Annotated in this window: 18 protein-coding genes; 5 read left to right on the top strand and 13 right to left on the bottom strand. The window is 65.7% G+C overall.

Going from position 1 to position 25,773, the window contains the following annotated elements; genetic code table 11:
• Positions 1 to 13 precede the first annotated feature (13 nt).
• Positions 14 to 2,293, bottom strand: a complete 2,280-nt coding sequence (locus LPJ38_RS14470; RefSeq protein WP_145643047.1) for a fused MFS/spermidine synthase — start codon at positions 2,291 to 2,293, stop codon at positions 14 to 16.
• 214 nt (positions 2,294 to 2,507) lie between these two features.
• Here LPJ38_RS14470 and LPJ38_RS14465 point away from each other — a divergent pair, with 214 nt between their 5' ends.
• Entirely contained in the window at positions 2,508 to 4,118 is a 1,611-nt protein-coding gene (locus LPJ38_RS14465) for a phytoene desaturase family protein (RefSeq protein WP_145643049.1), read from the top strand.
• A 290-nt stretch (positions 4,119 to 4,408) separates the two neighbouring features.
• Here the strand turns inward: LPJ38_RS14465 and LPJ38_RS14460 are convergent, their stop codons facing one another.
• Positions 4,409 to 4,564 carry a Flp family type IVb pilin gene (locus LPJ38_RS14460; RefSeq protein WP_144441701.1) on the bottom strand — a complete coding sequence of 52 codons (156 nt, stop codon included), beginning with the start codon at positions 4,562 to 4,564 and terminating at the stop codon, positions 4,409 to 4,411.
• Between the two features lie 164 nt (positions 4,565 to 4,728).
• Between LPJ38_RS14460 and LPJ38_RS14455 the strand changes: the two genes are divergently transcribed.
• A complete protein-coding gene (locus LPJ38_RS14455; RefSeq protein ID WP_145643051.1) occupies positions 4,729 to 5,616 on the top strand; it encodes a 50S ribosomal protein L11 methyltransferase in 888 nt (295 codons plus the stop codon).
• Positions 5,617 to 5,718: 102 nt separating this feature from the next.
• On the opposite strand, the gene LPJ38_RS14450 is transcribed toward LPJ38_RS14455, so the two are convergent.
• On the bottom strand, positions 5,719 to 5,898 hold the full coding sequence (locus LPJ38_RS14450; RefSeq protein ID WP_145643053.1) for a hypothetical protein: 180 nt from the start codon (positions 5,896 to 5,898) through the stop codon (positions 5,719 to 5,721).
• Between the two features lie 187 nt (positions 5,899 to 6,085).
• Here LPJ38_RS14450 and LPJ38_RS14445 point away from each other — a divergent pair, with 187 nt between their 5' ends.
• The 3 genes from LPJ38_RS14445 to LPJ38_RS14435 all read left to right on the top strand — a co-directional run bounded on the left by LPJ38_RS14445 (position 6,086) and on the right by LPJ38_RS14435 (position 11,142).
• Complete coding sequence (locus LPJ38_RS14445) at positions 6,086 to 7,915, top strand: aminopeptidase P family protein (protein WP_145643055.1); 1,830 nt, start codon at positions 6,086 to 6,088, stop codon at positions 7,913 to 7,915.
• Between the two features lie 328 nt (positions 7,916 to 8,243).
• Positions 8,244 to 9,518, top strand: a complete 1,275-nt coding sequence (locus tag LPJ38_RS14440; protein WP_145643057.1) for a multidrug effflux MFS transporter — start codon at positions 8,244 to 8,246, stop codon at positions 9,516 to 9,518.
• 277 nt (positions 9,519 to 9,795) lie between these two features.
• Positions 9,796 to 11,142, top strand: coding sequence for an IS5-like element ISBj5_B family transposase (locus LPJ38_RS14435; protein WP_011084757.1), 1,347 nt, complete (start codon positions 9,796 to 9,798; stop codon positions 11,140 to 11,142).
• A 66-nt stretch (positions 11,143 to 11,208) separates the two neighbouring features.
• Here LPJ38_RS14435 and ligA read toward each other — a convergent pair whose 3' ends face one another.
• The 10 genes from ligA to murC all read right to left on the bottom strand — a co-directional run bounded on the left by ligA (position 11,209) and on the right by murC (position 25,702).
• Entirely contained in the window at positions 11,209 to 13,356 is a 2,148-nt protein-coding gene (gene ligA / locus LPJ38_RS14430; RefSeq protein WP_145634659.1) for an NAD-dependent DNA ligase LigA, read from the bottom strand.
• Between the two features lie 178 nt (positions 13,357 to 13,534).
• A complete protein-coding gene (recN, locus tag LPJ38_RS14425; protein ID WP_145634665.1) occupies positions 13,535 to 15,208 on the bottom strand; it encodes a DNA repair protein RecN in 1,674 nt (557 codons plus the stop codon).
• A gap of 13 nt (positions 15,209 to 15,221) precedes the next feature.
• Positions 15,222 to 16,106 (bottom strand): outer membrane protein assembly factor BamD, encoded by an 885-nt coding sequence (locus LPJ38_RS14420; RefSeq protein WP_060735193.1) that lies wholly within the window; start codon positions 16,104 to 16,106, stop codon positions 15,222 to 15,224.
• Positions 16,107 to 16,350: 244 nt separating this feature from the next.
• Entirely contained in the window at positions 16,351 to 17,313 is a 963-nt protein-coding gene (lpxC, locus tag LPJ38_RS14415; protein ID WP_145634671.1) for a UDP-3-O-acyl-N-acetylglucosamine deacetylase, read from the bottom strand.
• Between the two features lie 362 nt (positions 17,314 to 17,675).
• A complete protein-coding gene (ftsZ, locus tag LPJ38_RS14410) occupies positions 17,676 to 19,469 on the bottom strand; it encodes a cell division protein FtsZ (protein WP_145634675.1) in 1,794 nt (597 codons plus the stop codon).
• 89 nt (positions 19,470 to 19,558) lie between these two features.
• Complete coding sequence (ftsA, locus tag LPJ38_RS14405) at positions 19,559 to 20,881, bottom strand: cell division protein FtsA (protein ID WP_145634682.1); 1,323 nt, start codon at positions 20,879 to 20,881, stop codon at positions 19,559 to 19,561.
• Complete coding sequence (locus tag LPJ38_RS14400) at positions 20,878 to 21,906, bottom strand: cell division protein FtsQ/DivIB (RefSeq protein WP_145634688.1); 1,029 nt, start codon at positions 21,904 to 21,906, stop codon at positions 20,878 to 20,880. The genes ftsA and LPJ38_RS14400 overlap by 4 nt, the downstream gene beginning before the upstream one ends.
• 351 nt (positions 21,907 to 22,257) lie before the next feature.
• Positions 22,258 to 23,244, bottom strand: a complete 987-nt coding sequence (locus LPJ38_RS14395; RefSeq protein ID WP_167520497.1) for a D-alanine--D-alanine ligase family protein — start codon at positions 23,242 to 23,244, stop codon at positions 22,258 to 22,260.
• Positions 23,245 to 23,376: 132 nt separating this feature from the next.
• On the bottom strand, positions 23,377 to 24,294 hold the full coding sequence (gene murB, locus LPJ38_RS14390) for a UDP-N-acetylmuramate dehydrogenase (RefSeq protein ID WP_145634699.1): 918 nt from the start codon (positions 24,292 to 24,294) through the stop codon (positions 23,377 to 23,379).
• A gap of 4 nt (positions 24,295 to 24,298) precedes the next feature.
• A complete protein-coding gene (gene murC / locus LPJ38_RS14385) occupies positions 24,299 to 25,702 on the bottom strand; it encodes a UDP-N-acetylmuramate--L-alanine ligase (RefSeq protein ID WP_145634706.1) in 1,404 nt (467 codons plus the stop codon).
• Positions 25,703 to 25,773: the final 71 nt, after the last annotated feature.

The raw sequence follows: 25,773 nt of genomic DNA, 5'->3' as shown, positions 1-25,773 counted from the left end.
TGACCGAGCTTCCCTACTCCCCATCCCGATAACGCCGGTACAGCGCGCCCAGGATGTTGGAATAGTCGTCGCTCCAAACCCGCACCCGGTCATCGGCCTCGGTCTGCTCCCATGACTTGTTGGAAGCGAGCTTGCCGATGTCGGTCTCCTCCCGCGCGGAGATGACGACGTCGGTCGAGAAGATGTAATCGGCATCGCGCCCGGAATCCTCGTTGAAGACCCAGCTCTTGAGATCGTTGGCGTCCGCTATGCCGACGACGACGGTCTCGAGATCGAGATGGCGGTTGGAGACGTGCATCACCACGGCGCCGTGCGGAGCGAGCTTGTCCTTGTAGATCTTCATCGCCTCCTTCGTCGCAAGGTGGATCGGAATCGCATCGGACGAATAGGCATCGACGATGATGAGGTCATAGGCGCCGTCGGGCTCCCTGGCGAAGGTCAGCCGCGCATCGCCGATCACCGGCTTCATGTCCGGCATGCAGCTCGAGATGTAGCGGAAATTTTTGGGATCACGCGCGGCATCCACCATCGACTGGTCGATCTCGAAGAATTTCCAGTCCTCGCCAGGCGCGGCGGCGCAGGCGAGCGTGCCAGAGCCGACACCGATCGCGGCGACCTTGAGCGGCGCGCCCTTGCGCTCGCGGATTGCGGTGACGGCCTGACCGATGCCACCGTCCTTGTGATAGTAGGTGATCGGCTCGGGCCGGCCGGTGATCTGAGCGCCCTCATTGTTGCGGAAGCGTTCGGCACCATGAATGGTGGTGCCGTGCATCAGCACGTGGAAATAGCCGCCGGGGGTTTCCACGATCTTGTGCACGCCGAAGAAGCTGCGCACGGTGGTGACGCGTCCCTCGTCCGCCGGATAGATCCGGATCAACGCCAATGCGAGAGCGACGGTCGCGAAAATCTTCCAGCGATCGGCATTGAGCGCCAGCGCAAGCAGCGCGGCGAGCACGCCGACGGCACCTGCGACCCAGACGCGGTGATCCTCGAACCAGGTCGAGAGATCGCCCGTCATGGTGGAGGGAGCGACCAGCGCCACCGCGAGCGCGGCGAGGGCCAGCCAAAACCATTTGACGATGCCGTCGAGACGCTCGTTCGCGGGCGGCCGGCACAGTGCGGCGAGCGCGATCAGGATCGGATATTCGGCGATCCACGAGAAGGTGAATGGCGCAACGAGCCCCGCGAACAAGCCGCCGACCATGCCGCCGAACGACAGCGCGACATAGAAGCCGGTGAGATATTTGGCGGCCGGCCGGGTCCGCGCCAGCTCGCCATGGCAGGCCATGGCGATGACGAAGAAGCACAATTGGTGGCCGCCGAGCGTGAGCAGCAGGTTCTGCTCCCCGCCATAGGCCAGCAGCACGACCACGCCCGCGATGGCGACCGGCTGGAGCATCAGCATCCATTTGTGCGGCAGCAGCGGACGCGACTGGAACACGACCACCCAGGTGAGCAGATACAGCGACAGCGGCAGCACCCACAAAAGCGGCGCGGCCGCGACGTCGGTGGAGATGTGCGCGGTCACCGCGATGAGCAGGCCGGACGGCACGGCGGCCAGGAAGATCCAGCGCAGCCGCGTCAGCACGCCGGGCGCCGGCGCGTTCACCTCCTCGGTTCGCGCGTCGACCTCGGCGAGCTTCGGCGAACGCAACAGCAACGTGCCGCAGGCAGCGATCAGCAGGATTAGGACGCCGTAGCCGGCGGTCCAGAACCGGTTCTGCGTATGCAGCGCGAACATCGGCTCCAGCAGGAACGGATAGGACAGCAGCGCGAGGAAGCTGCCGATGTTGGAGGAGGCATAGAGGAAATACGGATCGTGCGCGGCGGGGTGGCCGGTGCGGACGAACCAGGCTTGCAACATCGGATTGTTGGCCGCGAGCGCGAAGAACGGCAATCCGATCGAGACCACGAACAGGCCGAGCAGCCAGACCGCATAGCCCGAGGCGGGAGGCTCGCCATAGGCGGAGGCGATGCCGAGCGGCAGCGTCGCGAATGCCGCAACCAGCAGCACCAGATGCACTGCCACCGGAACGATGCGGCTCCTCGCCTGCATCAAGAGATGCGCATAGGCGTAGCCCGCGAGCAGCAGCGACTGGAAGAACACCATCGCCACCGACCACACCGCCGGCGAGCCGCCGAGCCGCGGCAGCACCATCTTCGTGAACAGCGGCTGCACCGAGAACAGCAGGAGCGCGCTGACGAAGATCGCGGCGGTGTAGACCGTCAACAGCAGCCGGTTGCGCGACGAGGACGGCTGCTCCGTGGCGGCGGGTTGCACGATCGAATCCATGAATGCTCCGGCTCAAACCCGGCGGGCGCCGGACGCGCGCAATGGAGCACAAGGCGCCTGATCGGGCAATAAAGGGGCACGTGATGTTGCAGGGAGGAATGCTTGATATACAGATGTCGTTCCGGGGCGATGCGAAGCATCGAACCCGGAACCTCGAGATTCCGGGTTGCGCTTCGCGCCCCCGGAACGACGCTGGATTGGATTTTGAATCTCCATGACCGAAACCGACGTCGTCATCATCGGCGCTGGCCATAACGGCCTCACCTGCGCGGCCTATCTGGCGAAGGCGGGCCTGCGCGTGCGCGTGGTCGAGCGCCGCAAGGTCGTGGGCGGGGCCGCGGTGACGGAGGAGTTTCACCCGGGGTTCAGGAATTCCGTCGCGGCCTACACCGTGAGCCTGCTCAATCCGCAGGTGATCGGTGACCTCGAGCTTGCCGAACACGGCCTGCGCGTCGTCGAGCGGCGCGCGCAGAATTTCCTGCCCGCGCCGGACGGCAGCTATCTGCTCACGGGCGAGGGTCGGACCAAGGCGTCGGTCGCGCGGCTGAGCGCGCACGACGCGGACGCGCTCGACGGGTTTTCGCGCGAGCTCGAGGACATCGCGGACGTGCTGCGCCAGTTCGTGCTGCGGGCGCCCCCCAACCTGCTCGACGGTTTCGGCACGGGCGCAATCCGCGAGGCCGTGAACGCCTTCAAGTCCGCCAATATCCTGCGCGGCCTCACGCTGGAACAGAGCCGCAGCCTGCTCGATCTCTTCACCCGCTCGGCCGGAGAGATCCTGGACGAGCGTTTCGAGCACGATCTGGTCAAGGCGCTGTTCGGCTTCGACGCCATCGTCGGCAATTATGCCAGCCCCTACGCCGCGGGCTCGGCCTATGTGATGCTGCATCATGCCTTTGGCGAGGTGAACGGCAAGAAGGGTGTCTGGGGCCATGCCATCGGGGGCATGGGGGCGATCACGCAGGCGATGGCGCGCACGGCGCGTGATCGCGGCGTCGTGATCGACACGGATGCCGGCGTGCGCGAGGTCATCGTCGAGCGCGATCGCGCGGTCGGCGTCGTGCTGGAGAACGGCACGGCCATCCGCGCGAAGTACGTCGCGGCGAACGTCAATCCGAAGCTGCTCTATACGCAGCTGATCGCCGCCGACGCCCTGCCCCAGGACTTCCTGTCGCGCATCCGGCACTGGAAGAACGGCTCCGGCACCTTCCGCATGAACGTGGCACTGGACCGCCTGCCCTCCTTCACGGCGCTGCCCGGCGAGGGCGATCACCTCACCTCCGGCATCATCCTGGCGCCGAGCCTTGGCTATATGGACCGCGCCTGGCTCGATGCCCGCGCGCAGGGCTGGAGCCGCGAGCCCGTGGTCGAGATGCTGATCCCCTCGACGCTTGACGACACGCTGGCGCCGGAGGGCAAACATGTCGCGAGCCTGTTCTGCCAGCACGTCGCCCCGGAGCTGCCCGATGGGACGTCGTGGGACGACCACCGCGAGGGCGTTGCCGATCTCATGATCGCGACGGTGGACAAATATGCCCCCGGCTTTGCGGCGAGCGTGCTCGGCCGCCAGATCCTCTCGCCGCTCGATCTCGAACGACAGTTCGGCCTGTTGGGCGGCGACATCTTCCACGGCGCGCTGACGCTGAACCAGCTGTTCTCAGCGCGGCCGATGCTCGGCCATGCCGACTACCGCGGCCCACTGAAGGGCCTCTACCATTGCGGCTCCGGCGCCCACCCCGGCGGTGGCGTCACCGGCGCTCCCGGCCACAACGCGGCCCAGACCATCCTGAGGGATCACCGGTCGCTGTTCGGAAGCCGTGGATAGGTCTGTGGATGGACTGTGGGCAGGCTGTCGAGAGGTGTGTGGTCAGGAAGTGGATGTCCCCGCAGAGGCGAGCGGGACAGCCTGGGGGAAAAGGCAGGAAGAACCGCTGGAGCAATTGCGGGAAAAGCCGGTGGATTGCCGTCGCACCAGCTTCGGACAACCTGTGCAGACCACCGCAAAGTCGCGCCCCTCAAACGACCTCGCCCGCCAGGGGGCAATCCCCCTCGCGGGCGTTGGTCAAAAACAGACAATGAAGAAAAGCAGCCCCCGCTGGGAAATGGAGGCGGAAATTACTTCAAAGATGAGCTAATCGAACCGAACTTCTCGTTCATGGTGGTGCCCAGGCTGTTCACCACGGTGATGATCGCCAATGCGATGCCGGCTGCGATCAGGCCATATTCGATCGCCGTTGCACCCGATTCGTCCGACCAGAACTTCAAAACCATGCGCTTCAAGACTCGCCTCCGTTTCCATTTCAAGCTGTGTTGGCTCCGCCAAACATCCGGAAATCTACGGCATGCAACCTACGGCCGAGTTAATGATGGAACCGCAAGTTATCCGGAAAATTAGGAACGAAAGTTCCAAAAATTGAACCCGACGGAACCCTAAGATGCAGCTCTCCCCCACCCATCGAGCCAGCTTTTCAATCGGCAGTGAGGCGGCCGCCAAGCGCGTCGTCGACGTGCTCACCGAGGTGTTTTTCGAGGGCGATGCGGCTGTGGCGGCCTTCGAACGGCCGGACGGACAATGGGATGTCACGCTGCATTTTGCCGAGGCGCCGGACCAGGCGCTGCTGCGCGAACTCGTTGTAAATTCGGCAGGAAATGAGATCGCCGCCACGCTCGCCTTCGACACGGTCGAGGCCAAGGACTGGGTCAAGGCCAGCCTGGAAGACCTCGTCCCGGTGCCGGCCGGCCGCTTCGTCGTGCACGGGAGCCACGACCGCGAGCGGGTGGCAGCGAACAAGCTCGGAATCGAGATCGAGGCGGCGCTGGCCTTCGGCACCGGCCATCACGGCACCACCCGCGGCTGTTTACTGCTGCTTGACCATGTCCTGAAGAGTTCCCGCCCAAGGAACCTGCTTGACCTCGGCACCGGGACCGGCGTGCTGGCCATCGCGGCGGCCAAGGCGCTGCATCGCGCCGTGCTCGCCTCGGACATCGATGCGCCGTCAGTGCGGGTGGCGGCCGAGAATGCGATGCTGAATGAAGTCGGCAACCATGTGCGGGTGATCCGCGCCACCGGCTTCGCCGCGCCGGATTTCGGCAAACGCGGTCCGTTCGATTTGGTGCTGGCCAATATCCTCGCCAACCCGCTCAGGCAATTGGCGAGCCCGATGGTGCGGCACCTTGCTCCCCGCGCCCACGTCATCCTCTCCGGCCTGCTCACGCATCAGGCCCCCGCCGTGATCGCGGCATACCGCGCGCGCGGCGTCGTGCCGCTGCGGCACATTCGGATCGAGGGATGGAGCAGCCTGTTGCTGCGGAAGCTGTCGTAGGGTGGTTAGCGTCAGCGTAACCCACCTCTTCTATCACCGCGGAGAAAAACGTGGCGGGCACGCTTGCGCTTTGCCCACCCTACCGCAGCGCCATCGGCGTCGCTATTCCGCCGGCTTTTTGTCCTGGCGCGTCGCGCGCTCAGCTTGCAACGTCCGCCTGGCGCGGCGCTCGGCGAAACGGTCGATCATCTGGCTAATGAGGCCGCGCGGCTTCTTTGGTGTCGTTGCAGCCGGGGCGCGGCGCGCCGGCGGCGAAATCTTCTCAAAGGTGAATGATGGCATCGTGTGTCCCCTCGCCGTTGAGATGAACCACCTGCTCGAATTTCCCTGTCATCCGGACGAAGCGCAACTGCCGCACCCTTTACTCCACTCAATTCGAATGCAACTCCTTCAAGCAGAGTCCATGCCAGATGCGACGCAAATGCGTCTAGATTGCGGACTGATCCCCATGATCCTAAAGTGATCCACCATGTTCGAAGCGCACTTCCAGACATTCGAGGAGCCCGAGGCCGGCATCGCATTGACGGCGCGCCTTGCTGCACTCCGTGAAGAACTCGCCCGCCGCAAGCTGACCGGCTTCGTGATCCCCCGCGCCGACCAGCAGCAGAATGAATATGTGCCGCCGTCCGACGAGCGGCTCGCCTGGCTGACCGGCTTCACCGGATCGGCTGGCTTTGCGGTGGTGCTGACCCAGGAAGCCGCGATTTTCGTCGATGGCCGCTATACGCTCCAGGCCGCCAAGCAGGTCGATACCAAGGCCTGGGCGGTGGAATCGCTGATCGACCCGCCGCCGGAAAGCTGGGTGTCCGCCCACTTGAAGGCCGGCGACCGCCTCGGATTTGATCCGTGGCTGCACACTTCTTCGGCAGCCGAGCGCCTCGCGGCCGCCTGCGCCAAGGCCGGCGCCGAATTGGTCGCCGTCGACGGCAATCCGGTCGACGCGATCTGGCAGGACCGGCCGCAGCCCCCCCTCGCCCCGGTGACCGTGCATGGACTACAGCATGCCGGCGTTGCCGAAGCCGACAAGCTGGCGCAGATCAGAACGGAAATCGCCAAGCTCGGCGTCGATGCGCTGGTGGTGTCTGACAGCCATGCCGTGGCCTGGACCTTCAACATCCGTGGCGCCGACGTCGCGCATACGCCGCTGCCGCTGTCCTATGCGCTGGTGCCGAAGGACGGCCGTCCCACCATCTTCATCGACCACCGCAAGCTCTCCAACCTCACCCGCGACCATCTCGAAGGGTCCGCCGACGTGCGCGAGCCCGATGCGATGGCGCCGACGCTGATGGCGCTGGCCAAAAGCGGCGCCGCGATCGCGCTCGACAATGCCACCGCGGCCGACGCTCTCAGCCGCCTGATCGCGGGCGCCGGCGGCAAGCCGGTGCGCGGCAGCGATCCGATCGCGCTGTTGAAGGCGGTCAAGAACGCAAGCGAGATCGCGGGCACACAGACCGCGCACCGGCGCGACGCCGTGGCGCTGGCGCGCTTCCTCGCCTTCATCGATCGCGAGGCGGCAAGCGGCAAGCTCACCGAGATCGACGCGGTCGAGGCGCTGGAGACGTTTCGCCGCGACACCGGCGCGCTCAAGGACGTCTCGTTCCCTACCATATCGGGCACGGGCCCGAACGGCGCCATCGTGCACTACCGCGTCACCCGCAAGAGCAACCGCCGGATCGTCGCCGGCGACCTGCTGCTGATCGATTCCGGCGCGCAATATGAAGACGGCACCACCGACGTCACCCGCACCATGGCCGTGGGCGAGCCGACCGAGGAGATGCGTGACCGCTTCACCCGCGTGCTGCGCGGCCATATCGCGATCGCGCGCGCGGTCTTCCCCGACGGCGCCACGGGTGCGCAACTCGACACGCTGGCGCGGCAATATCTGTGGGCCGCCGGCGTCGATTTCGAGCACGGCACCGGCCACGGCGTCGGCAGCTACCTCTCGGTGCACGAAGGGCCGGCGCGGATCTCCAAGCTCGGCATCACGCCGCTGAAGCGCGGCATGATCCTGTCCAACGAGCCCGGCTATTACAAGACCGACGGTTTCGGCATCCGTATCGAGAACCTCGAGCTGGTGGTCGCCGCTGACATCAAGGGCGCCGAGAAGCCGATGAACGCGTTCGAGACCCTGACGCTGGCGCCGATCGACCGCCGGCTGATCGATGTCGCAATGCTGAACCGCGACGAGCTCGATTGGCTGAACGCCTACCACGCGCGCGTGCAGGCCGTGGTGCGGCCGGCGCTGGATGAGGCGACGCAGGCCTGGCTCGATCAGGCGACGGCGGAGCTGAGGGCGTAGGTTCGCGCATCCGTGCGCGCATAGCGCTACGCGATTTGCGCAAGGCTCTCGCTTCACACTCGCTGTCATGCCCCGCGAAGGCGGGCATCCAGTACGCCGCGGCCTTCTCCGTATCCAATTTCTGCCTCTGGAATCCTGGATTCCCCGCCTTCGCGGGGAATGACACCAATGATGCGGCATGAGCGCACAACATCTCGGCACGCGCACCTCGTAAAATAACGGCGTCCGCACACCGCGTCCCGGAATCCGTATAGCCGCATTCCGAAACGCCGATATCCGTCTTGCGCGAGCGCGCTACAGTCGAATCGCATTCGAGAGACGGACACGCATGCACGGCATGATCAGCAAGCCGCCGGGAGCGGCCACCGACATCGCGACGTCGCGCCTGGTGTTGCTGCTGCTGGTCGTGATGACCGGCATTGCGCCGATCTCGCTTTACATGCTGGTTCCCGCGCTGCCCGTGCTGGCGACAAATTTCGGCAGCGACATCTCGATCGCGCAGATGACGGTGTCGCTCTACATGGTCGGCATCGCGCTGTCGCAGCTGATCATGGGGCCGCTGTCGGACAGGTTCGGCCGGCGTCCGGTGCTGCTCGGCGGGCTGGCGCTGATGGTCGCAGCCAGCGTCGCCTGCATCTTCGCGCAATCCCTGCCGCAGCTGATCGCTGCACGCTTCTTCCAGGCGCTCGGCGGCGCCGCCGGCATGGTGGTGAGCCGCGCCATCATCCGCGACATCTATGAGCGCGACCGCGTCGCCTCGATGATCAGCCTCGTGGTCGCGGCCCTGATGGTCGGGCAGATGGTCTCCCCGCTCACCGGCGGCCTGATCGAGACCGCCTTCGGCTGGCGCGCGATCTTCTACGCCATCACCATCGCCGCGATCATCGTCGCCGTCGGCATCGCGCTCGCGCTGCCCGAGACGCGTCGCAGCCGCGGGGCCGGCAGCGGCTTTCGCGCCGACATCGGCATCCTGATCCGCAACCGCGCCTTCGTCGGTTACGTCATGTGCCAGGTGCTGGCCTCGCAGATCATCTTCACCTTCGCAGGCGGCGGGCCCTACATCGTGGTGACGCAGATGGGCCGGAGCAGCGCCGAATACGGCGCCTGGTTCGCGAGCACGGGCCTTGCGTTTCTGGTCGGCAATCTACTCTGCGTGCGCTTTGCGCCCCGGCACTCGCTGGAGAAGCTGATCTGGTTCGGGCTGGCCCTCCAGCTCTGCGGCAGCCTGTTGAACCTGTCGTGGAGTTTCATGGGCTGGAACGAGGCTCCCGCCTGGCTGTTCGGGACGCAGATGATCGTGATGGCGGGCAATGCGTTCGTGATGGCGAATTCAGCCGCCGGCGCCATCAGCATCCGTCCCGAAGCCGCCGGCACTGCCTCGGGCGCGATGGGCTTCCTCCAGCAAGGCATCGGCGCGCTGATGTCGCAATTCGGCGCCTATCTCGGCGGCCATTCTGCCACCACGCTGCCGCTCACCTCGGCGGTGCTCGCCATCTCGCTGCTCTGCGCCTGCACGATGATCTTCGTCGTGCCGCGCCGCGAGGTCGTGGTGAGCGAGGCGCTGATCGAGCAGGCGGAGGAGGAAGAGCGCGGGGTGATGTAGCTGTCGCTGTGGGCGACGCCTGTTCAACGCGTCAGGTGTCATCCCCCGCGAAGGCGGGGGATCCAGTACGCCGCGGCCCATCGACTCAATTGCAGCCGCCGCAGCGTAGTCGTCCGTGAAGAAGGACTAAGCCACTGATCGGGAATCTCGATTTGGGCTAAGGGGCATTTCCAGATTGCAAGGTTTTGATGCTTTGGGCGTCAGAACCTTGCGATTTGGTTTTCGTGGATTCCCTCGAAGCGGGAAGCATGATTCCTTGTCTGCATCGGAGGGAACGATGCGGCCGAAGAAGCACAAGACGACGGGATCGAACGATCTGTTCCGGGCTCGGCTCGACCAGATCATCAATATGAAGCACGAGCTGGTTCTGCTCGCCGGCAAGGTCGATTGGGACTGGATCGACGGCGAGATCGCGCCGCTCTACAGCGAGAACGGCAGGCCCGGGATCGAGACGCGCTTCATGATCGGTCTGCTGTTGCTCAAGCACATTTACGGGCTGTCCGATGAGGAGGTGTGCGAGCGCTGGGTCCATGACCCATACTTCCAGTTCTTCACCGGGGAAGAGTTCTTTCAGCACACGTTCCCGCACGAGCGCTCGGACCTGAGCCATTGGCGCAAGCGGCTTGGCGACAAGCTGGAGTTGCTGCTGGCCGAGAGCTTGCGGGTAGCGCACGAGGCCGGTGCATTACGCAGCCAGGACCTCAAGCGGGTTACGGTCGACACCACGGTGCAGCCGAAGGCCATCACCTTTCCGACCGATGCCAAGCTGCTGCATGCGGCCATCAAGGGGCTCAACCGCCTGGCGATCAGGCACGGCGTCAGGCTGCGGCAATCCTATGCTCGCATCGCCAAGGCCGCCGCGATGATGGCCGGCCGCTACGCCCATGCCAAACAGTTCAGGCGGCATCAGCGGCAGTTGCGTATCCTGCGTAGCCGGCTGGGCCGGATCATCCGCGACATCCGCCGCAAGATCGAAGGCCAGCCAGCACTGGAGCAGGCGTTCGCCCTCCCGCTCGGCCGGGCCACGCAGATCCGCTCGCAGCAGCAGCGCCAGCGCGGCTGGAAGCTCTATTCCTTCCATGCCCCGGAAGTGGAGTGCATCGGCAAGGGCAAGGCCAGCGCGCCTTACGAGTTCGGCGTGAAGGCCTCCATCGTCACCAACAACCGCCGGGCTCCCGGTGGCCTGTTCGTGCTGCACGCCAGCGCACTGCCCGACAACCCCTACGACGGTCACACCTTGCGGGACGTCATTGACCGCACCGAGACACTCACCGGCTGTCCGATCGAGCGGGCCTATGTCGACAAGGGATACCGCGGCCACGACGCACAAAATCCCCGTCGCGTCTTCATCTCCGGCCAGAAGCGCGGCGTTTTCGGTGTCATCAAGCGCGAGCTGCGCCGCCGCTCCGCCATCGAGCCCATCATCGGACACCTGAAGGCGGAAGGCCACCTCGGGCGCTGCTACCTCAAAGGCCGCGCCGGCGATGCCGCCAACGTCGTCCTCTCAGCCGTCGGACACAACTTCCGCCGCATCCTCGCCTGGCTGAGATATCTCTTGTGCCTGTTCCTGGCCCAGCTATGGCGCACGCTCGCCCGGCCAGCCTCGATCAATCCGGCTTCTTAACGGACGACAGCGTACTGGATCGCCCGGGCGATGACAGTGGAGTGAATTGCACCACGGCGCCCTCCCTCACTCCCCGGTCAGCTTCAGCCACTCGTCCTCGGTCAACACCTTGACGCCGTGCTTGTTGGCTTCCGCGAGCTTCGAGCCTGCGCCGGGGCCGGCGACGACAAGGTCGGTCTTCTTCGACACCGAGCCCGACACTTTTGCACCCAACCGTTCCGCAGTCGCCTTCGCTTCATCCCGCGTCATTTTCTCCAACGAGCCGGTGAACACCACGGTCTTGCCGGCGACGGCTGAGTTGCTCTTCGGCTTCTCGGCGTCGACGATCTCGACCTCCCCGGTCAGCCGCTCGACGATGCCGCGATTGTGGCTCTCGCCGAAATAATCGGCGATGCTCTTGATCACGGTGTCGCCGATCTGGTCGAGCGCGTCCATGTCCGCCATCGCTTCCTCGTCGCCCTTGGCGACCTTCAGGCAGGCGTCATGGAAGGCGTCCCAGGAGCCGTAGCCGCGCGCCAGCGCCAACGCCGTGGTCTCGCCGACATGGCGCATGCCGAGCGCATAGACGAAGCGCTCTAGCGCGATTCTGCGCCGGCTCTCGATGGCGCCAAACAGGTTGCGCACCGAGGTTGCGCCATAACCCTCGATCTCTTCGAGCTTGAGCTTCGAATTGCGCTTCTCCAGCGTGAAGATGTCCGCGGGCTCCTTCACCCACCCCTCATCGAAGAAATACTGGAGCTGCTTTTCGCCGAGACCGTCGATGTCGAAGGCGCGGCGCGACACGAACAGCTTGAGGTGCTCGATCTTCTGATAGGGGCAGGCGAACTCGCCGGTGCAGCGCGCACGCGAGCCCTCTTCGCCCGCCGCCGTCTCCTCGCGCGTGACGTCGGTGTGCAGCGGACACGGGCACTTCTTCGGGAAGTGGAATTCCTTCGCCGTCTTCGGCCGCTTGTCGAGCACGACGTCGACCACCTGCGGGATGACGTCGCCGGCGCGCTGGATCACGACGGTGTCGCCGATCCTGATGTCGCGGCCCTCGCGCAATACCTCGCCCTTGTTGCCGATGCCCTTGATGTAGTCCTCGTTGTGCAGCGTGACGTTCTGCACGATGACGCCGCCGACGCCGACGGGCTCGAGCTTGCCGACCGGCGTGAATGAGCCGGTGCGGCCGACCTGGATCTCGATGTCGCGCAGCACGGTCATGGCACGCTCGGCCGGGAATTTGTGCGCGATGCCCCAGCGCGGCGTGCGCGAGACGAAACCGAGCCGCTCCTGCCAGTCGATGCGGTCGACCTTGTAGACGACGCCGTCGATGTCGTAGTCGAGCCTGGCGCGCTGCTCCTCGATCGCATGATGGAAGGCGAGCAGCTCCTCGACGGAATGGCAGAGTCTGGTCAGCGGATTGGTCTTGAAGCCGCAGCGCTCGAACCAGCCGATCATGCCGCTCTGCGTCGCCTCGGGCATCGCGCTCATCTCGCCCCAGGCATAGGCGAAGAAGCCGAGCGGACGCGAGGCGGTGATGGTCGGATCCTTCTGCCGCAGCGAGCCTGCGGCAGAGTTGCGCGGATTGGCGAAGATGGTGTCACCGGCGGCCTTCTGCCGCTCGTTGAGCGCCAGGAACGCCTTCTTGGTCATGTAGACCTCGCCGCGCACCTCGCAGATATCAGGGACGTTGCGCCCTTTCAGCTTCTGCGGCACGTCTTCGAGCGTGCGGATGTTGGCGGTGACGTCCTCCCCCACCGCGCCGTCGCCACGCGTCGCCGCGGTGACGAGCTCGCCGCCCTTGTAGCGCAGCGACATCGAGAGGCCGTCGATCTTCGGCTCGGCGGAGAAATCCACCTTGTCGTCGTCGAGCTTCAGGAAGCGCACGATCCGGCCGACGAAGTCGCGCACGTCCTCTTCCGCGAAGGCATTGTCGAGCGACAGCATCGGCACCGCGTGCCGCACCTTCTTGAAGCGCCCCGAGGGTGCCGCGCCGACCTTCTGTGAGGGCGAGTCCGCGCTGACGAACTCCGGGAAACGCGTCTCGATCGCGTTGAGACGCTGACGCAGAGCGTCGTATTCCGCATCCGTGACGGTGGGCGCATCCTCCTGATAGTAGCGCTCGTTGTGCCCCTCGATCTCGAGCGACAACCGCATATGCTCGACCTTGGCCTGCGCCTTGGTGAGATCGGCGACGTCGCGAAGCGGTTTCGATTTTGCTGCTCTTGCCATGGTGCTTGGATACGACGGAGCGGGCGGAGGGGTAAAGGCTTGTGGAAATCTCGTGCCCCGGACCCAGCGCAGCGCCTCTTCGGCGATGCGCTGCTGAGCCGGGGCCCATGCGGTGGGAGTTCTGGGTCCCGGCTCTGCGGAGCAGCGCTACGCGCTGCACCGCGTCCGGGACACGAGCCTAAGCCGTTGCCGCCTTGAGCAGCCTCTCCGCCGCCGCCCTCGCCTCGGCGGTGATCTCGGCGCCCGCCAGCATCCGCGCGATCTCCTCGCGGCGGTGGTCGGCAGCGAGTGCGTTGACGCGGGTGGCGACGCGCTTGCCCTTGTCGAGGGCGTCCTTGGAGATCAGGAGGTGCTGGTCGGCGCGGGCGGCGACCTGCGGGGCGTGGGTCACGGCCATCACCTGGACCTTGCCGGCAAGCCGCGCCAGGCGCCCGCCGATGGCGTCGGCAACCGCACCGCCGACGCCGATGTCGATCTCGTCGAAGACAAGCGTCGGCGCCGAGCCGCGGTCGGACAGCACGACTTTGAGCGCGAGCAGGAATCGCGAGAGCTCGCCGCCGGAGGCGACCTTCATCAGGGGCCCCGGCTTGGTGCCGGGATTGGTCTGCACCCAGAACTCGACGCGGTCGAAACCTTGCGGCCCCGGTGCGGCCTCGTCGGTCTCGACCTGGGTCATGAACTTTGCGCGTTCGAGCTTGAGCGGGGCGAGCTCGGCATTGACCGCCTTGTTGAGCTTCTCGGCCGACTTCTGCCGCGCCAGCGACAGCTTCTTGGCGGCCGCCGCATAACGGCTATCGGCCTCGATCGCGGCCTGCTCCAGCTTCTTCAACCGCGAGGCGCCGGCATCGATCAGCACGACGTCGGCGGCATATTTGGCGGCGAGCGCCGCGAGCCCGTCGACCGGCGTCGAATATTTGCGCGAGGCGGCGCGCAATGCGAACAGCCGCTCCTCGATGCGTTCGAGCTCGGCGGGATCGAAATCGGTTGCGGCGAGCGCGGCCTGGAGATGCTGGTCGGCCTCCTCCAGCGCGTTGATGGCGGCGTCGATCGCCTTCACCGCGGGCTCGACCAGCGCTGGCGAATTGACGCCGCGGCGCTCCAGCCGGCGCACCGCAGCCGACAATGCCGCGACCGGCGAATGATTGCCGCCGACCGCTTCCTGCGCCTCGCGCAGATCGGACGCGATCTTCTCGCCCTGCATCATGGTGGTGCGGCGATGGGCGAGCGTGGTCTCCTCGCCGTCCTTGGGCGCGAGCTGCTTCAGCTCGTCGGAGGCATGGCGCAGGTAATCGGCCTCGCGCGCGGCGCGCTCCATGGCGGCGCGATGCTCCTCCAGCGCGGTGTTGGCGGTGCGGCGCGCGTCCCAGAGCGCTTCCACGGCGGCGACGTCCTTCTCCAGGCCGGCAAAGGCGTCGAGCAGGCGGCGATGGGTGGCTGCATCGACCAGCGCGCGCTCGTCGTGCTGGCCGTGGATCTCGACCAGGGCGGCACCGACCGCCTTCAGCGTCTGCACGCTGATCGACTGGTCGTTGATGAAGGCGCGGGTGCGGCCGTCGGACAGCTGCACGCGGCGGAGAATCATCTCTCCGGTGTCGTCCAGACCGTTCTCGGCCAGGATCCTGGCCGCGGGGTGATTCTTGGGGACATCGAACACGGCGGTGACCTGCCCCTGCTCCACGCCGTGGCGCACGAGGCCGGCGTCGCCGCGGCCGCCGAGCGCCAGCGCAAAGGCATCGAGCAGGATGGATTTGCCCGCACCGGTCTCGCCGGTCAAAACCGCAAGGCCGGTGGCGAATTCGATATCGAGCCGTTCGATCAGGACGATGTCACGGATCGACAGACGCGCCAGCATGGAACCAAATTTCCTAGCCGAGACCCATCTTCTTGAAGGTCCGGCTGATCCAGGACCCCTGATTCTCGCTCGGCTCGAGACCGCCGGATTTTACAAGATTATAGGCGTCCTTGTACCAGCGGCTGTCAGGAAAATTGTGCCCAAGCACGGCCGCCGCGGTCTGCGCCTCGCCGACGATGCCGATCGCCATATAGGCCTCGGTCAGACGGAACAGCGCCTCTTCGACATGGCGGGTGGTCTGGTACTGGGTGACGACGGTCTTGTAGCGGTTGATCGCGGCCGTGTAGTCGCGCTTCTGCGCGTAGTAGCGGCCGGTATTCATTTCCTTGCCGGCGAGCTGGTCGCGGGCACCCTCGATCTTGGCTTTCGCCGACGTGGCGTATTCCGAGTTCGGATATTTGCGCACCACCTCTTCCAGCGCGGCGATCGCCTTCTCGGTGCGGGCCTGGTCGCGGCTGACGTCCGGGATCTGGTCGTAATGGGAAGCTGCGATCAGATATTGCGCATAGGCCGCGTCCGGGCTGCCGGGATGCAACGTGACGTAGCGGGTGGCGGCGCCGATGCAGCCGTCATAGTCGCCGCCCTGGTAGGACGCGTAGGCCGACATCAGCAGCGATTTGCGGGCCCAGTCGGAATAAGGATGCTGGCGGTCGACCTCTTCGAACTTCTTGTTCGCCGCCTTCATGTCCTTCTTCTCGTTCATGAGGTACAGGCCCTCATTGTAGATCTTGTCGGCGGGCTCCTCGACGAAGGTGTCGTCCTTGGCGGTGAACTTGTCCCAGAGCGAGCCGGTGCCGCAACCGGCCAGCGGCAGCGCCAGCATGAAAAGAGTGGCAGCCTGAGCCAGTCGAGCGGCTCCGACCGAGAGATATCCGCGCGTCATACGCTGTGCCGACATGAGTTTTGCCTTGACGCCCTGTGATGCGGTGCCCGCCAGCCCATGACCCCCGTCACGGCCGCGAAATGTAACCGTGGTGCCTGCCATGCCAACCACGCCGATTGATCCGAAAAAGGATCGTTAATGAACCGGATAGGCAGGCATTTCGCCCGGATTAAGGCGAACGCGCCGCAATCCTAGCCGATCATGGTTACCAGGAGTTTCCCGGGGGTCGGGCGCAACCGCGCCTGCGACAACGGCTCTGTCAGGACACGTCCGGCCCGTAGGCCGCGGCGATCCGGCCGCCGATGATGCTGCCACCGACTTCGCCGACCGGACGGGTGGTGCGGCGGGCCACTTCGCCCTCGACCACGCGCCAGGCGGCACGATCGGCCAGCAGCGCGGTCAGGACAGCGTGGTTGAGCTTGTGGCCGCCACGTACCGAGCGGAACGCGCCAAGCAGCGGCAGGCCGGCCAGCGCGAGATCGCCGATCACGTCCAGCACCTTGTGGCGGGCGCATTCGTCGGCGTAGCGCAGGCCTTCGGTATTGAGCAGCCGCTCGTCGTCGAACACGATGGTGTTGTCGAAGGAGGCGCCGAGGGCATAGCCCGCGCTCCAGAGCCGCGCGACATCGCCCATCAGGCCGAAAGTCCGGGCCCGACCGACTTCGCGGCGGAAACGTTCCGGGCTGAGGTCGAAAGCGTAGCTCTGCTGGCCGATGACGGGATTGGTGAAGTCGATCTCGACTTCGGCGCGGAACCCATTGGCATAGGGCCTGATCTCGCCGAAGGAGTCACCGATCTTGACCGAGATCGGCTTCAAAACCTGAATGAAGCGGCGCTGAGCCGATTGGGTGACGATGCCGGCCTGGTCGATCGCCGCAATGAAGGCAGCGGCGCTGCCGTCCATGATCGGCACTTCAGGCCCGTCGATCTCGATCGTGGCGTTGTCGACGCCCATGCCCCGCAGTGCAGCAAGCACATGCTCTGCGGTGGAGACTAGCGGACCGTTGCGATCGCCGAGAACAGTGGCGAAGTCTGTCGCGATCACCTGCTCGGCGGTGGCCTGAACTTCGCGGTCGCTTCCCTCGAGCCCGGTGCGGACAAAAACAAAACCCGCGTCGACAGGCGCAGGCCCGAGCGTGAGAGTGACGGGAAGACCGGAATGAACGCCTACGCCTGCCACCGAGGCTTGCGCACGAAGCGTTGTTTGCCGGCTAAATTTCATCAGGAACCCGCCCCACTACGATCATCGCGACTTATACCAGACCCGCCTCGCCGGCCAGTGCCGACGTCCCCGCGAATCCGTATCCCCAAGTCACGCCAAACCATAGTCACTGCCTCAAACAGCGCCAACTCACGCTTTTTTACCGATTGTTACCCCAAACCCGCCGTATTCGCGCCAAGGCTTAACCAAATTACGCGGCAGTTCGGAGGGGGTACCGGTAGTTTTACTGAACCACCGAATGTGTAATTAATGATTTAAAATCAGTTGCTTGGCTGTGCAATCCGGACATGCACGGGGCAAAAGGAAAGGTCCCGGCAAGCTGTTGCCGGGACCTTTTTTCGTCAGCCTTATTGTAACAATCCTCAGGTCGCCTGCCGTCGCAGGAAGGCGGGGATATCAAGATGGTCGTCCCCCTGTGGCGCCGGTGCAACAGGCGCGGGGCGGCCATGCATGTCCAGGCCCTGCGGCGCGGGACGACGGGCATACTCCGATACCGGCTCGTTAGCTGCGATCTGCTGCGCCACGGTCTTCTGGGGGCGGCGCTCGGGCAGCGGCGCCATTGCCGGGCCGGCAGTGCGGGCGGCCACGGGCGGCTCGCTTTCCTCGTCACGCCGGCCAAGACCGACATTGGCGAGGCGCTGGAGCAGCGACAGGCGGCTCTTCTGCGGAGCCTCCTCCTCGACCTCGCCGCGGGCCTGACGAATCTCGGCCTGTGCCGGCATCGGCAGTTCGTCGATGCGCGGCATCCGGGGCGTGCGGACCGGCGGACGCTCGGCCTGCGGCGGGATGAAGTTTTCGGGCGTCATCGGCTCCTGCATTGCGACAGGGGCCATGTCGGGCTCCGGAAACAGGGTCGGCTTCTGCGCGATCGGACGCACCGTGACGTCGCCATAGGTCTGCGTCGGCGCGGGCGGCTGCGGGACGTCCGCAACGGCGGCGGCGATGGCGGCAAGCGCGGCCCGCTCGACGTTGGGACGCGGCGCCGCAGCGGCCGGAGCAGGCGCGGCCCCCGGAGCCTGCGCTTCCAGCTTCTGGGCACGATCAGCGAGGCGCTGATTGTCGGCACGGAGCCGGGCGGTCAGATCGGCGAGACGGCTCTCGGCAGCAACGGCCGGCGGCGCAGCCTGCTGCGCCTGGGGCGCCGGGTTGGCGACGGGCGCGGAGGTCGCCTGGCTGTTGCGGGCGATCGCGGCCTGCTCGATACCGGTGGCAACGACCGAGACGCGGATCAGGCCGTCGAGCGCTTCGTCGAAGGTCGCACCGACGATGATGTTGGCGTCCTGGTCGACTTCCTCGCGGATGCGGGTCGCGGCCTCGTCGACCTCGAACAGGGTGAGATCCTTGCCGCCGGTGATCGAGATGAGGAGCCCCTTGGCACCCTTCATCGAGCTGTCGTCGATCAGCGGATTGGCGATCGCAGCTTCGGCGGCGGTCAGCGCGCGCTTGTCGCCGGAGGCCTCGCCGGTGCCCATCATCGCCTTGCCCATCTCAAGCATGACGGCGCGGACGTCGGCGAAGTCGAGGTTGATCAGGCCTTCCTTGACCATCAGGTCGGTGATGCAGGCAACGCCCGAGTACAGCACCTGGTCGGCCATGGCGAAGGCGTCGGCGAAGGTGGTCTTCTCGTTGGCGACCCGGAACAGGTTCTGGTTCGGGATGATCAGAAGCGTATCCACGACCTTGTGCAGCTCGTTGATGCCGGCCTCGGCGGTGCGCATGCGGCGGCCGCCTTCAAAGTGGAACGGCTTGGTGACGACGCCGACGGTGAGGATGCCCATGTCGCGCGCGGTCTTGGCGATGACGGGCGCAGCGCCGGTGCCGGTGCCGCCGCCCATGCCGGCGGTGACGAACACCATGTTGGCGCCAGAGAGATGGTCGCGCAGCTCGTCGATCACCTCTTCCGCCGCGGCGGCGCCGACGTTCGGCTGCGAACCGGCGCCGAGGCCCTGCGTGACCGCCGTGCCCATCTGCACGATGCGCTGCGCCTTCGACATCGTCAGCGCCTGCGCGTCGGTGTTGGCGACCACGAAATCGACGCCCTGGAGGCCCGCCGTGATCATGTTGTTGACGGCGTTGCCGCCGGCACCGCCGACGCCGAACACGGTGATCCGGGGCTTCAGTTCGTGAATATCAGGAACGTTGATGCTGATGGTCATGGTTGCTGCCTCTCGTCACGCGCGCGTGGGTTCGCCCCGGCCGGTGGCCGCGGGAGTTGGTGAAAATCGATAATTGCGGAAAGCAGACATCAGAAGCCCTCGCGTAGCCATCGTCCGACCTTTCCGAAATAACCGCCGGTCCCTGTCTTGACCTGCTGCCGCGTATGCCGCGGTTCGACATGTTCGAGGTGAACATATTGCGGGTAGACGAGAAGTCCGGCCGGCGCTGCGAACGCGGCGTTCTTCGCCTCGTTGGGCAGCCGGCCGAAGCCGAGCGGGCGTCCGACCCGCACGGGCCGGCCGAGAATCTGGGTGCCGAGCTCGACCAGGCCGGTCAGCTGCGAGGCGCCGCCCGAGAGCACGACGCGGCCGTTGGGCTCTGCGGCGAAGGGCGAATCCTTCAGCTTGTCCCGAACCATTTCGAAGACTTCCTCGGCACGGTGCTTGACGATGTTGGCGATGGTGGCGCGGGAGACGATCTGCGGCAGATCCTGCTCGTCACCGGCTGTCGGCACAGACATCAGCTCACGCGAGTCCGATCCGCCGGTGATGACGGTCCCGTATAACGTCTTGATTCGCTCGGCATCGGCAATGGTCGCGGAGAGTCCGCGCGCAAGATCCATCGTGATGTGTTGCCCGCCGACCGCAAAACCCGCCGCATGCACGAAACGGCCGCCTGAATAAACGGCAATCGTGGTGGTGCCGGCGCCCATCTCGACGACCGCGGCGCCGAGATCGGCCTCGTCGTCGGTCAGCACCGAGAGGCCCGCCACATAGGAGCTCGCTGCCATGGCTTCGACATTGATGTGGCAGCGCTCGACCGCCAGCATCAGGTTCCGCGCCACGGTGGCGTCGCAGGTGACGACGTTCATGTCGACGCCGAACTGATGTGCGACCATGCCGCGCGGATCGCGGATGCCCTTGACGCCATCGAGCGTGTAGCCGACCGGCAGGGCGTGCAGCACGGTGCGGCCGTCGCCAGTGGCGTGACGCATGCCCGTGGAGGTGACGCGGCTGACGTCGGCCGGAGTCACGGCGCCGCCGCGGATGTCGGCAGCGGCTTCGACCAGCTGGCCTGCGAGGCGACCGCCGGAGACCGACAGCAGCACGGACTCGACCCGCACCTTGGCCATCTTCTCCGCGAGCCCGACGGCCTGGCGTACCGCCTGCTCGCATTCGCTGAGATCGATCACCGCGCCGGCCTTCATGCCGCGCGACTGAATCTGGCTGTAGCCGATCAATTCCACCGCATGGGTGCGGCCGCGCAGCGCATCGCTCGGCGGCGACGGCTTCAGCCGCGCGATCATGCAGGCGATCTTGCTGGTACCGATATCGAGGCAGGCGACGAGGCCGCCGCGCTTGTGCGGCATCGGGCGCGTCTTCGGCGTCTGGGTGCGATCGAGACCGGTCATGCGGAATCCCCGGCCTTCTTTTTCTTCTTGTCCTTGAACTGCTCCTCGCGCGCCTTGGCGGCGTCCTCGGACAGCTGGACCACGAGGCGATCGGGCAGGCGCATGTCGACGGCGACGATGTCGCGGGAGAACAGCCTGTCGTCCTTGTCGAGCTTGGACAGCATCGCGAGCGCGTTGCCGACGTCCTGCTCGGGCAGGCGGATGTCGAGACCGTCCTTGAGCCGCAGATTCCAGCGCCGCTCGCCGACATAGATCGCGGCCTTGGTGACCGAATTGACCTGCGGATAGCGCGCCAGCAGGGCGAGGAAATCGCGGGCCTGCGTGTCGGCACCCTTGCCGACCACGAGCGGCAGCGACAGGAAGCGGCGCGAGACATAGGGTTCGAGCACGGCGCCGTCCTCGGCAATGACGGAGAGCCGGCCGGCCTCCTGCCACAGCGCGAACGCCTTGCGCTCGGTGAGCTCGATCATGAGCTGGCCCGGATAGAGCTTCAGCACGGTCGCATCGGCGATCCAGGGATTGGCCTTGAGCTTGTCGCGCACCGCCTCGGCATCGAGGAACAGCAGCGAGGAGCGGCCGCTGACACCGCCGATGGCGAGGATCTCGTCCTGGGTCAGCTGCTTGCGGCCATTGATCACGACGGAGGTGATGCGGAAGCCGGCGGAATTGGCCAGCGCATTGCGGGCGTCGCTGACCGCGGTGATGAAATCCTGGAGGTGGCCGCCCTTGACGATGCCGAAGCCGCAGCTTCCGATCAGCAGCAGCACGGTCATGCTGAGTCCGACCCGGTGCGGCAGATAGCGCTCGACCAGCGCGACCATGCGCGGCGGCGGCTCGCGCTCGATGACGGCTTTCGCCTTGGCCCTGGTCTTGATCTTGTCGTTGGCAGCGGCGCGTGCCTCGGCGTGCCTGTCCTGCATCCACTCGCGCAGAAGCACGACCGCTCCGATAGCGGCCGCCTTCAGGTCAGCTTGGGGCCTCAGCGATCTCAGAAACGACCGGGTGAGGCTTCCTGCACCATCCATTGCACGCGAGCTCGTCAACAGTTTTCCCGCGACACCGCGCGGAACCTGGCGAACATGACGTCTGGGACTTGCCGGGCCGGGTGCTGGTCTTCAGCAGATGAAGCCTCTCCCCTTCAAAACGCTCGCTGGCGGTGACATCACCGCAAACAGCTCACGCGCCGGCAGCCAAAACGCCATATGCGCCGCCAGCGTTAACCTTCGGACGTCCTGGTAAACAAAAGGTAAAATTCGTTAACGCCGGATGCTTTTTGCCCCGCGATATCTGGCGTTTATGCCGCGATGTCCGGCATTTTACCGGTTTTGGGGGCCAAACCGGGTCATTTCGACCGTTTGGCCGTTAACCAGTCCTAATTATTTCCGCACCCGCCGCTCGGCGAGCTCGATCAGGCCGCGCAGGAAGTCCACGAACGCGATGCCCTCGGCCTTCAGCGCCTTGGGGTAGAGCGACGACTTCGTCAGCCCGGGGAGCGTGTTGGTTTCGAGATAGACGAGGCCCTTGTCCGAGATGATGAAGTCCGACCGCGAATAGCCGGTGCAGGACATCGCGCGATGCGCCGCCATCGCCTGCTCCTTCAGAGCGGCGGTGATCTCGGGCGAAAAGCGGCCGGGGCAGATCTCCTGTGTCGACTTCAAAAGATATTTTGCGGCGTAGTCGAAATTGCCCTCGCCCGGAATGATCTCGATCGGCGGCAGCGCGATGATCGAGCCATCGGTGCGCTCCAGCACGCCGCAGGTGCCCTCGACGCCGGCGATGTAGCGCTCGATCACGTACTCCTCGTGCTTGGCGGCGTTGCGGACGGCGACGAGATCCTGCCTGGCATTGACGAAGATCAGGCCGTAGCTCGAGCCGTCGCGCGCCGGCTTTGCGATCAGCCTGCCATACTCGGCGAAGGCTTCGTCGATCTTGTCGAGCGGAACGTTTTCCGGCGGCGTCACACCGCCGAGCGCGGCAAAATGCTTGGCTGCGAACTTGTCGAAGGCGAGATGCGAGGATGCCGAGCCCGAACCGGTGAACGGCACGCCACGCGCTTCGCACATCACCTGCAATTCACCGTTCTCGGCGCGCCCGCCATGCAGGCCGAGCACCAGCACGCGGCCTTCCGCCTTGGCTTGGTCGAGCGCCTGCTCCAGCGGAATGCCACGCGTACCTGGCTTGAACTCGTCCTCGAACGGACGGGCATGGTCGAGCAGCTGCTTGGACTGCACCACATGCACCTTGTCCTCGACGTCCCACCACCACAGATCGGCCTCGGGCAATGCCTGATGCAGCGCCTGAGCTGAGGCGACGGAAACCAGACGCTCCCGGTTGGAGCCGCCGAAGAGGATGGTGATGCGCATGTTCATAGTCCGCAATCTCTCTCGTTCGTCATTCCGGGGCGCGACGAAGTCGCGAGCCCGGAATCGATAACCACAGCCTGGGGGTATGGATTCCGGGCCTGCGCCTATCGGCGCATCCCGGAATGACGGGAATCATGAAACCCCGATCCGCTTGATTTCCCAGTGTAGCTCAATTCGGGAATTCGCCTTCACGCGCTCGCGCACGGTCTCGCCCAGCGTCTCGATGTCGTGCGCGGTGGCATCGCCCGTGTTGATCAGGAAATTGCAGTGCATTTCCGAGACCTGCGCGCCACCGACGCGCAGGCCGCGGCAGCCGGCGGCGTCGACCAGCTTCCAGGCGGAATGACCGGGCGGATTCTTGAAGGTCGAGCCACCGGTCTTCTCGCGGATCGGCTGGGCGCTCTCCCGGTGGCTCTGAACCTCCGCCATCCGCGCGCGGATCGTCTCAGCGTCCCGGATCTCGCCGCGAAAGCGCGCGGAGGTGAAGATGATGGATGGATCAACGCCGCTGTTACGGTAGACGAACTTCATGTCGACATTGGAGAAGACGTGCTTGGTGCCGTCGCGCCCGACGCCCCGCGCCTCGATCAGCACGTCCTTGGTCTCGCCGCCATTGGCGCCCGCATTCATGCGCAGCGCGCCGCCGATGGTGCCGGGAATGCCGAAGTAGAATTCGAGCCCGCCTATGTTGGCGGCGGCCGCAACTTCCGCCACGCGCTTGTCGAGCGCGGCAGCGCCGGCAGTGACCACATCGCCGCTCGCGCTCGCTTCGCCGAAGGCGCGCGGGGCAAGACGGACCACCACGCCTGCAATGCCGCCGTCGCGCACGATGAGGTTGGAGCCGACGCCGACGACATAGACCGGGATGTCGGGCGCAAGATGCGCGAGGAAATAGGCGAGATCGTCCTCGTCCGCGGGCGTGAACAGCACCTGCGCCGGGCCGCCGACGCGAAACCAGGTGAGCTCGGCCAGCGACTGGTTGGCGAGCAGTCGGCCGCGAAGCTCGGGCATCGCGGCTTTCAGCGAAGGGGTGATGTCGGGAAAGCTCACCGCCCTACCCCTGCGCCTTCAATTCGTCCGGCAAGGCATACGCCCATTGCGTGATGTTGCCTGCCCCCAAGCACACGACGAGATCGCCGGGCTTCGCCAATTTCTTGACGATGCCCGCGAGCTCCGAGGCCGCCGGCAGCGGGATCACCTCACGGTGGCCGTGGGCGCGCAGGCTCGCTACGAAATGATCGCGGTCGATGCCATCGATCGGCGCTTCGCCGGCGGCATAGACGTCGGCGACGACCACCGCGTCGGCATCGTTGAAGCAGGTGCAGAACTCCTCGAACAACGATTGCAGGCGGGTGTAGCGGTGCGGCTGCACCACGGCGATCACCTTGCCGGTGTAGGAATCGCGCGCCGCCTTCAGCACCGCCGCGATCTCCACGGGATGATGGCCGTAATCGTCGATCACGGTGACGCCGTTCCATTCGCCGGTCTTGGTGAAGCGCCGCTTGACGCCGCCGAAGCCGGCCATCGCCTTGCGGATCGCCTCGTCCGACACGCCGAGCTCGTGCGCGACCGCGATCGCCGCCGTCGCGTTCGAGGCATTGTGCCGGCCCGGCATCGGCAGCGCGAGGTCGGCGATCTCGTGCACGGCCCCACTTTTGCGATCACGGATCACGACCTTGAATTTCGAGCCGCCGCCGCCCGCGGTGAGATCGACCAGCCGCGCATCGGCCTGCGGGTTCTCGCCATAGGTGATGATTCGCCGATCCTCGATCCTGCCGACGAGACTCTGCACCACGGGATGATCGATGCACATGACGGCGAAGCCATAGAACGGCAGGTTCTCGACGAAATGCCGGAAGGCATCCTGCACGGCGTCGAAGGTCTTGAAGTGATCGAGATGTTCGGGATCGACATTGGTGACGATCGCGACATCGGTCGGCAGCTTCAGGAAGGTGCCGTCACTCTCGTCGGCCTCCACCACCATCCAGTCGCCGGCCCCTAACCGCGCGTTCGAGCCGTAGGCGTTGATGATGCCGCCATTGATGACGGTGGGATCGAGGCCGCCGGCATCGAGCAGCGTGGCGACCATCGTCGTCGTGGTGGTCTTGCCGTGGGTGCCGGCGATGGCGACGCAGCTCTTCAGCCGCATCAGCTCGGCCAGCATCTCGGCGCGCCGCACCACGGGAATGCGGCGCTCGCGCGCCGCCATCAATTCCGGATTGTCGCGCTTGATCGCGGTGGAGACCACGACGACCTCGGCGCCATCGACATTCTCGGCCTTGTGGCCGACCGAGACCTTGGCGCCCTTCTTGCGCAGCCGGTCGAGATTGTAATTGTCGGAGGCGTCCGAGCCCTGCACGGCATAGCCGAGATTGACCAGCACCTCGGCGATGCCGCTCATGCCGATCCCGCCGATCCCGACAAAGTGGATGGGTCCGATCTCGCGCGGCAGTCTCATGTGGTTTCCTCGGGGTCATCGTCCGCGAAGGCGGACGATCCAGTACTCCGCGACGCCAGAGATTCAAATCA

Source organism: Bradyrhizobium daqingense (genome assembly GCF_021044685.1).
Lineage (GTDB): Bacteria > Pseudomonadota > Alphaproteobacteria > Rhizobiales > Xanthobacteraceae > Bradyrhizobium > Bradyrhizobium daqingense.
Note: the sequence above shows the minus strand (reverse complement) of the source record. Positions and strands in the feature narration are given on the sequence as shown.

What these genes read in the sequence shown, in the direction of transcription:
- LPJ38_RS14470 (WP_145643047.1), bottom strand. Translation starts at nt 2,293, where the DNA reads ATGGATTCGATCGTGCAACCCGCCGCCACGGAGCAGCCGTCCTCGTCG.
- LPJ38_RS14465 (WP_145643049.1), top strand. Translation starts at nt 2,508, where the DNA reads ATGACCGAAACCGACGTCGTCATCATCGGCGCTGGCCATAACGGCCTC.
- LPJ38_RS14460 (WP_144441701.1), bottom strand. Translation starts at nt 4,564, where the DNA reads ATGGTTTTGAAGTTCTGGTCGGACGAATCGGGTGCAACGGCGATCGAA.
- LPJ38_RS14455 (WP_145643051.1), top strand. Translation starts at nt 4,729, where the DNA reads ATGCAGCTCTCCCCCACCCATCGAGCCAGCTTTTCAATCGGCAGTGAG.
- LPJ38_RS14450 (WP_145643053.1), bottom strand. Translation starts at nt 5,898, where the DNA reads ATGCCATCATTCACCTTTGAGAAGATTTCGCCGCCGGCGCGCCGCGCC.
- LPJ38_RS14445 (WP_145643055.1), top strand. Translation starts at nt 6,086, where the DNA reads ATGTTCGAAGCGCACTTCCAGACATTCGAGGAGCCCGAGGCCGGCATC.
- LPJ38_RS14440 (WP_145643057.1), top strand. Translation starts at nt 8,244, where the DNA reads ATGCACGGCATGATCAGCAAGCCGCCGGGAGCGGCCACCGACATCGCG.
- LPJ38_RS14435 (WP_011084757.1), top strand. Translation starts at nt 9,796, where the DNA reads ATGCGGCCGAAGAAGCACAAGACGACGGGATCGAACGATCTGTTCCGG.
- ligA (WP_145634659.1), bottom strand. Translation starts at nt 13,356, where the DNA reads ATGGCAAGAGCAGCAAAATCGAAACCGCTTCGCGACGTCGCCGATCTC.
- recN (WP_145634665.1), bottom strand. Translation starts at nt 15,208, where the DNA reads ATGCTGGCGCGTCTGTCGATCCGTGACATCGTCCTGATCGAACGGCTC.
- LPJ38_RS14420 (WP_060735193.1), bottom strand. Translation starts at nt 16,106, where the DNA reads ATGTCGGCACAGCGTATGACGCGCGGATATCTCTCGGTCGGAGCCGCT.
- lpxC (WP_145634671.1), bottom strand. Translation starts at nt 17,313, where the DNA reads ATGAAATTTAGCCGGCAAACAACGCTTCGTGCGCAAGCCTCGGTGGCA.
- ftsZ (WP_145634675.1), bottom strand. Translation starts at nt 19,469, where the DNA reads ATGACCATCAGCATCAACGTTCCTGATATTCACGAACTGAAGCCCCGG.
- ftsA (WP_145634682.1), bottom strand. Translation starts at nt 20,881, where the DNA reads ATGACCGGTCTCGATCGCACCCAGACGCCGAAGACGCGCCCGATGCCG.
- LPJ38_RS14400 (WP_145634688.1), bottom strand. Translation starts at nt 21,906, where the DNA reads ATGGATGGTGCAGGAAGCCTCACCCGGTCGTTTCTGAGATCGCTGAGG.
- LPJ38_RS14395 (WP_167520497.1), bottom strand. Translation starts at nt 23,244, where the DNA reads ATGCGCATCACCATCCTCTTCGGCGGCTCCAACCGGGAGCGTCTGGTT.
- murC (WP_145634706.1), bottom strand. Translation starts at nt 25,702, where the DNA reads ATGAGACTGCCGCGCGAGATCGGACCCATCCACTTTGTCGGGATCGGC.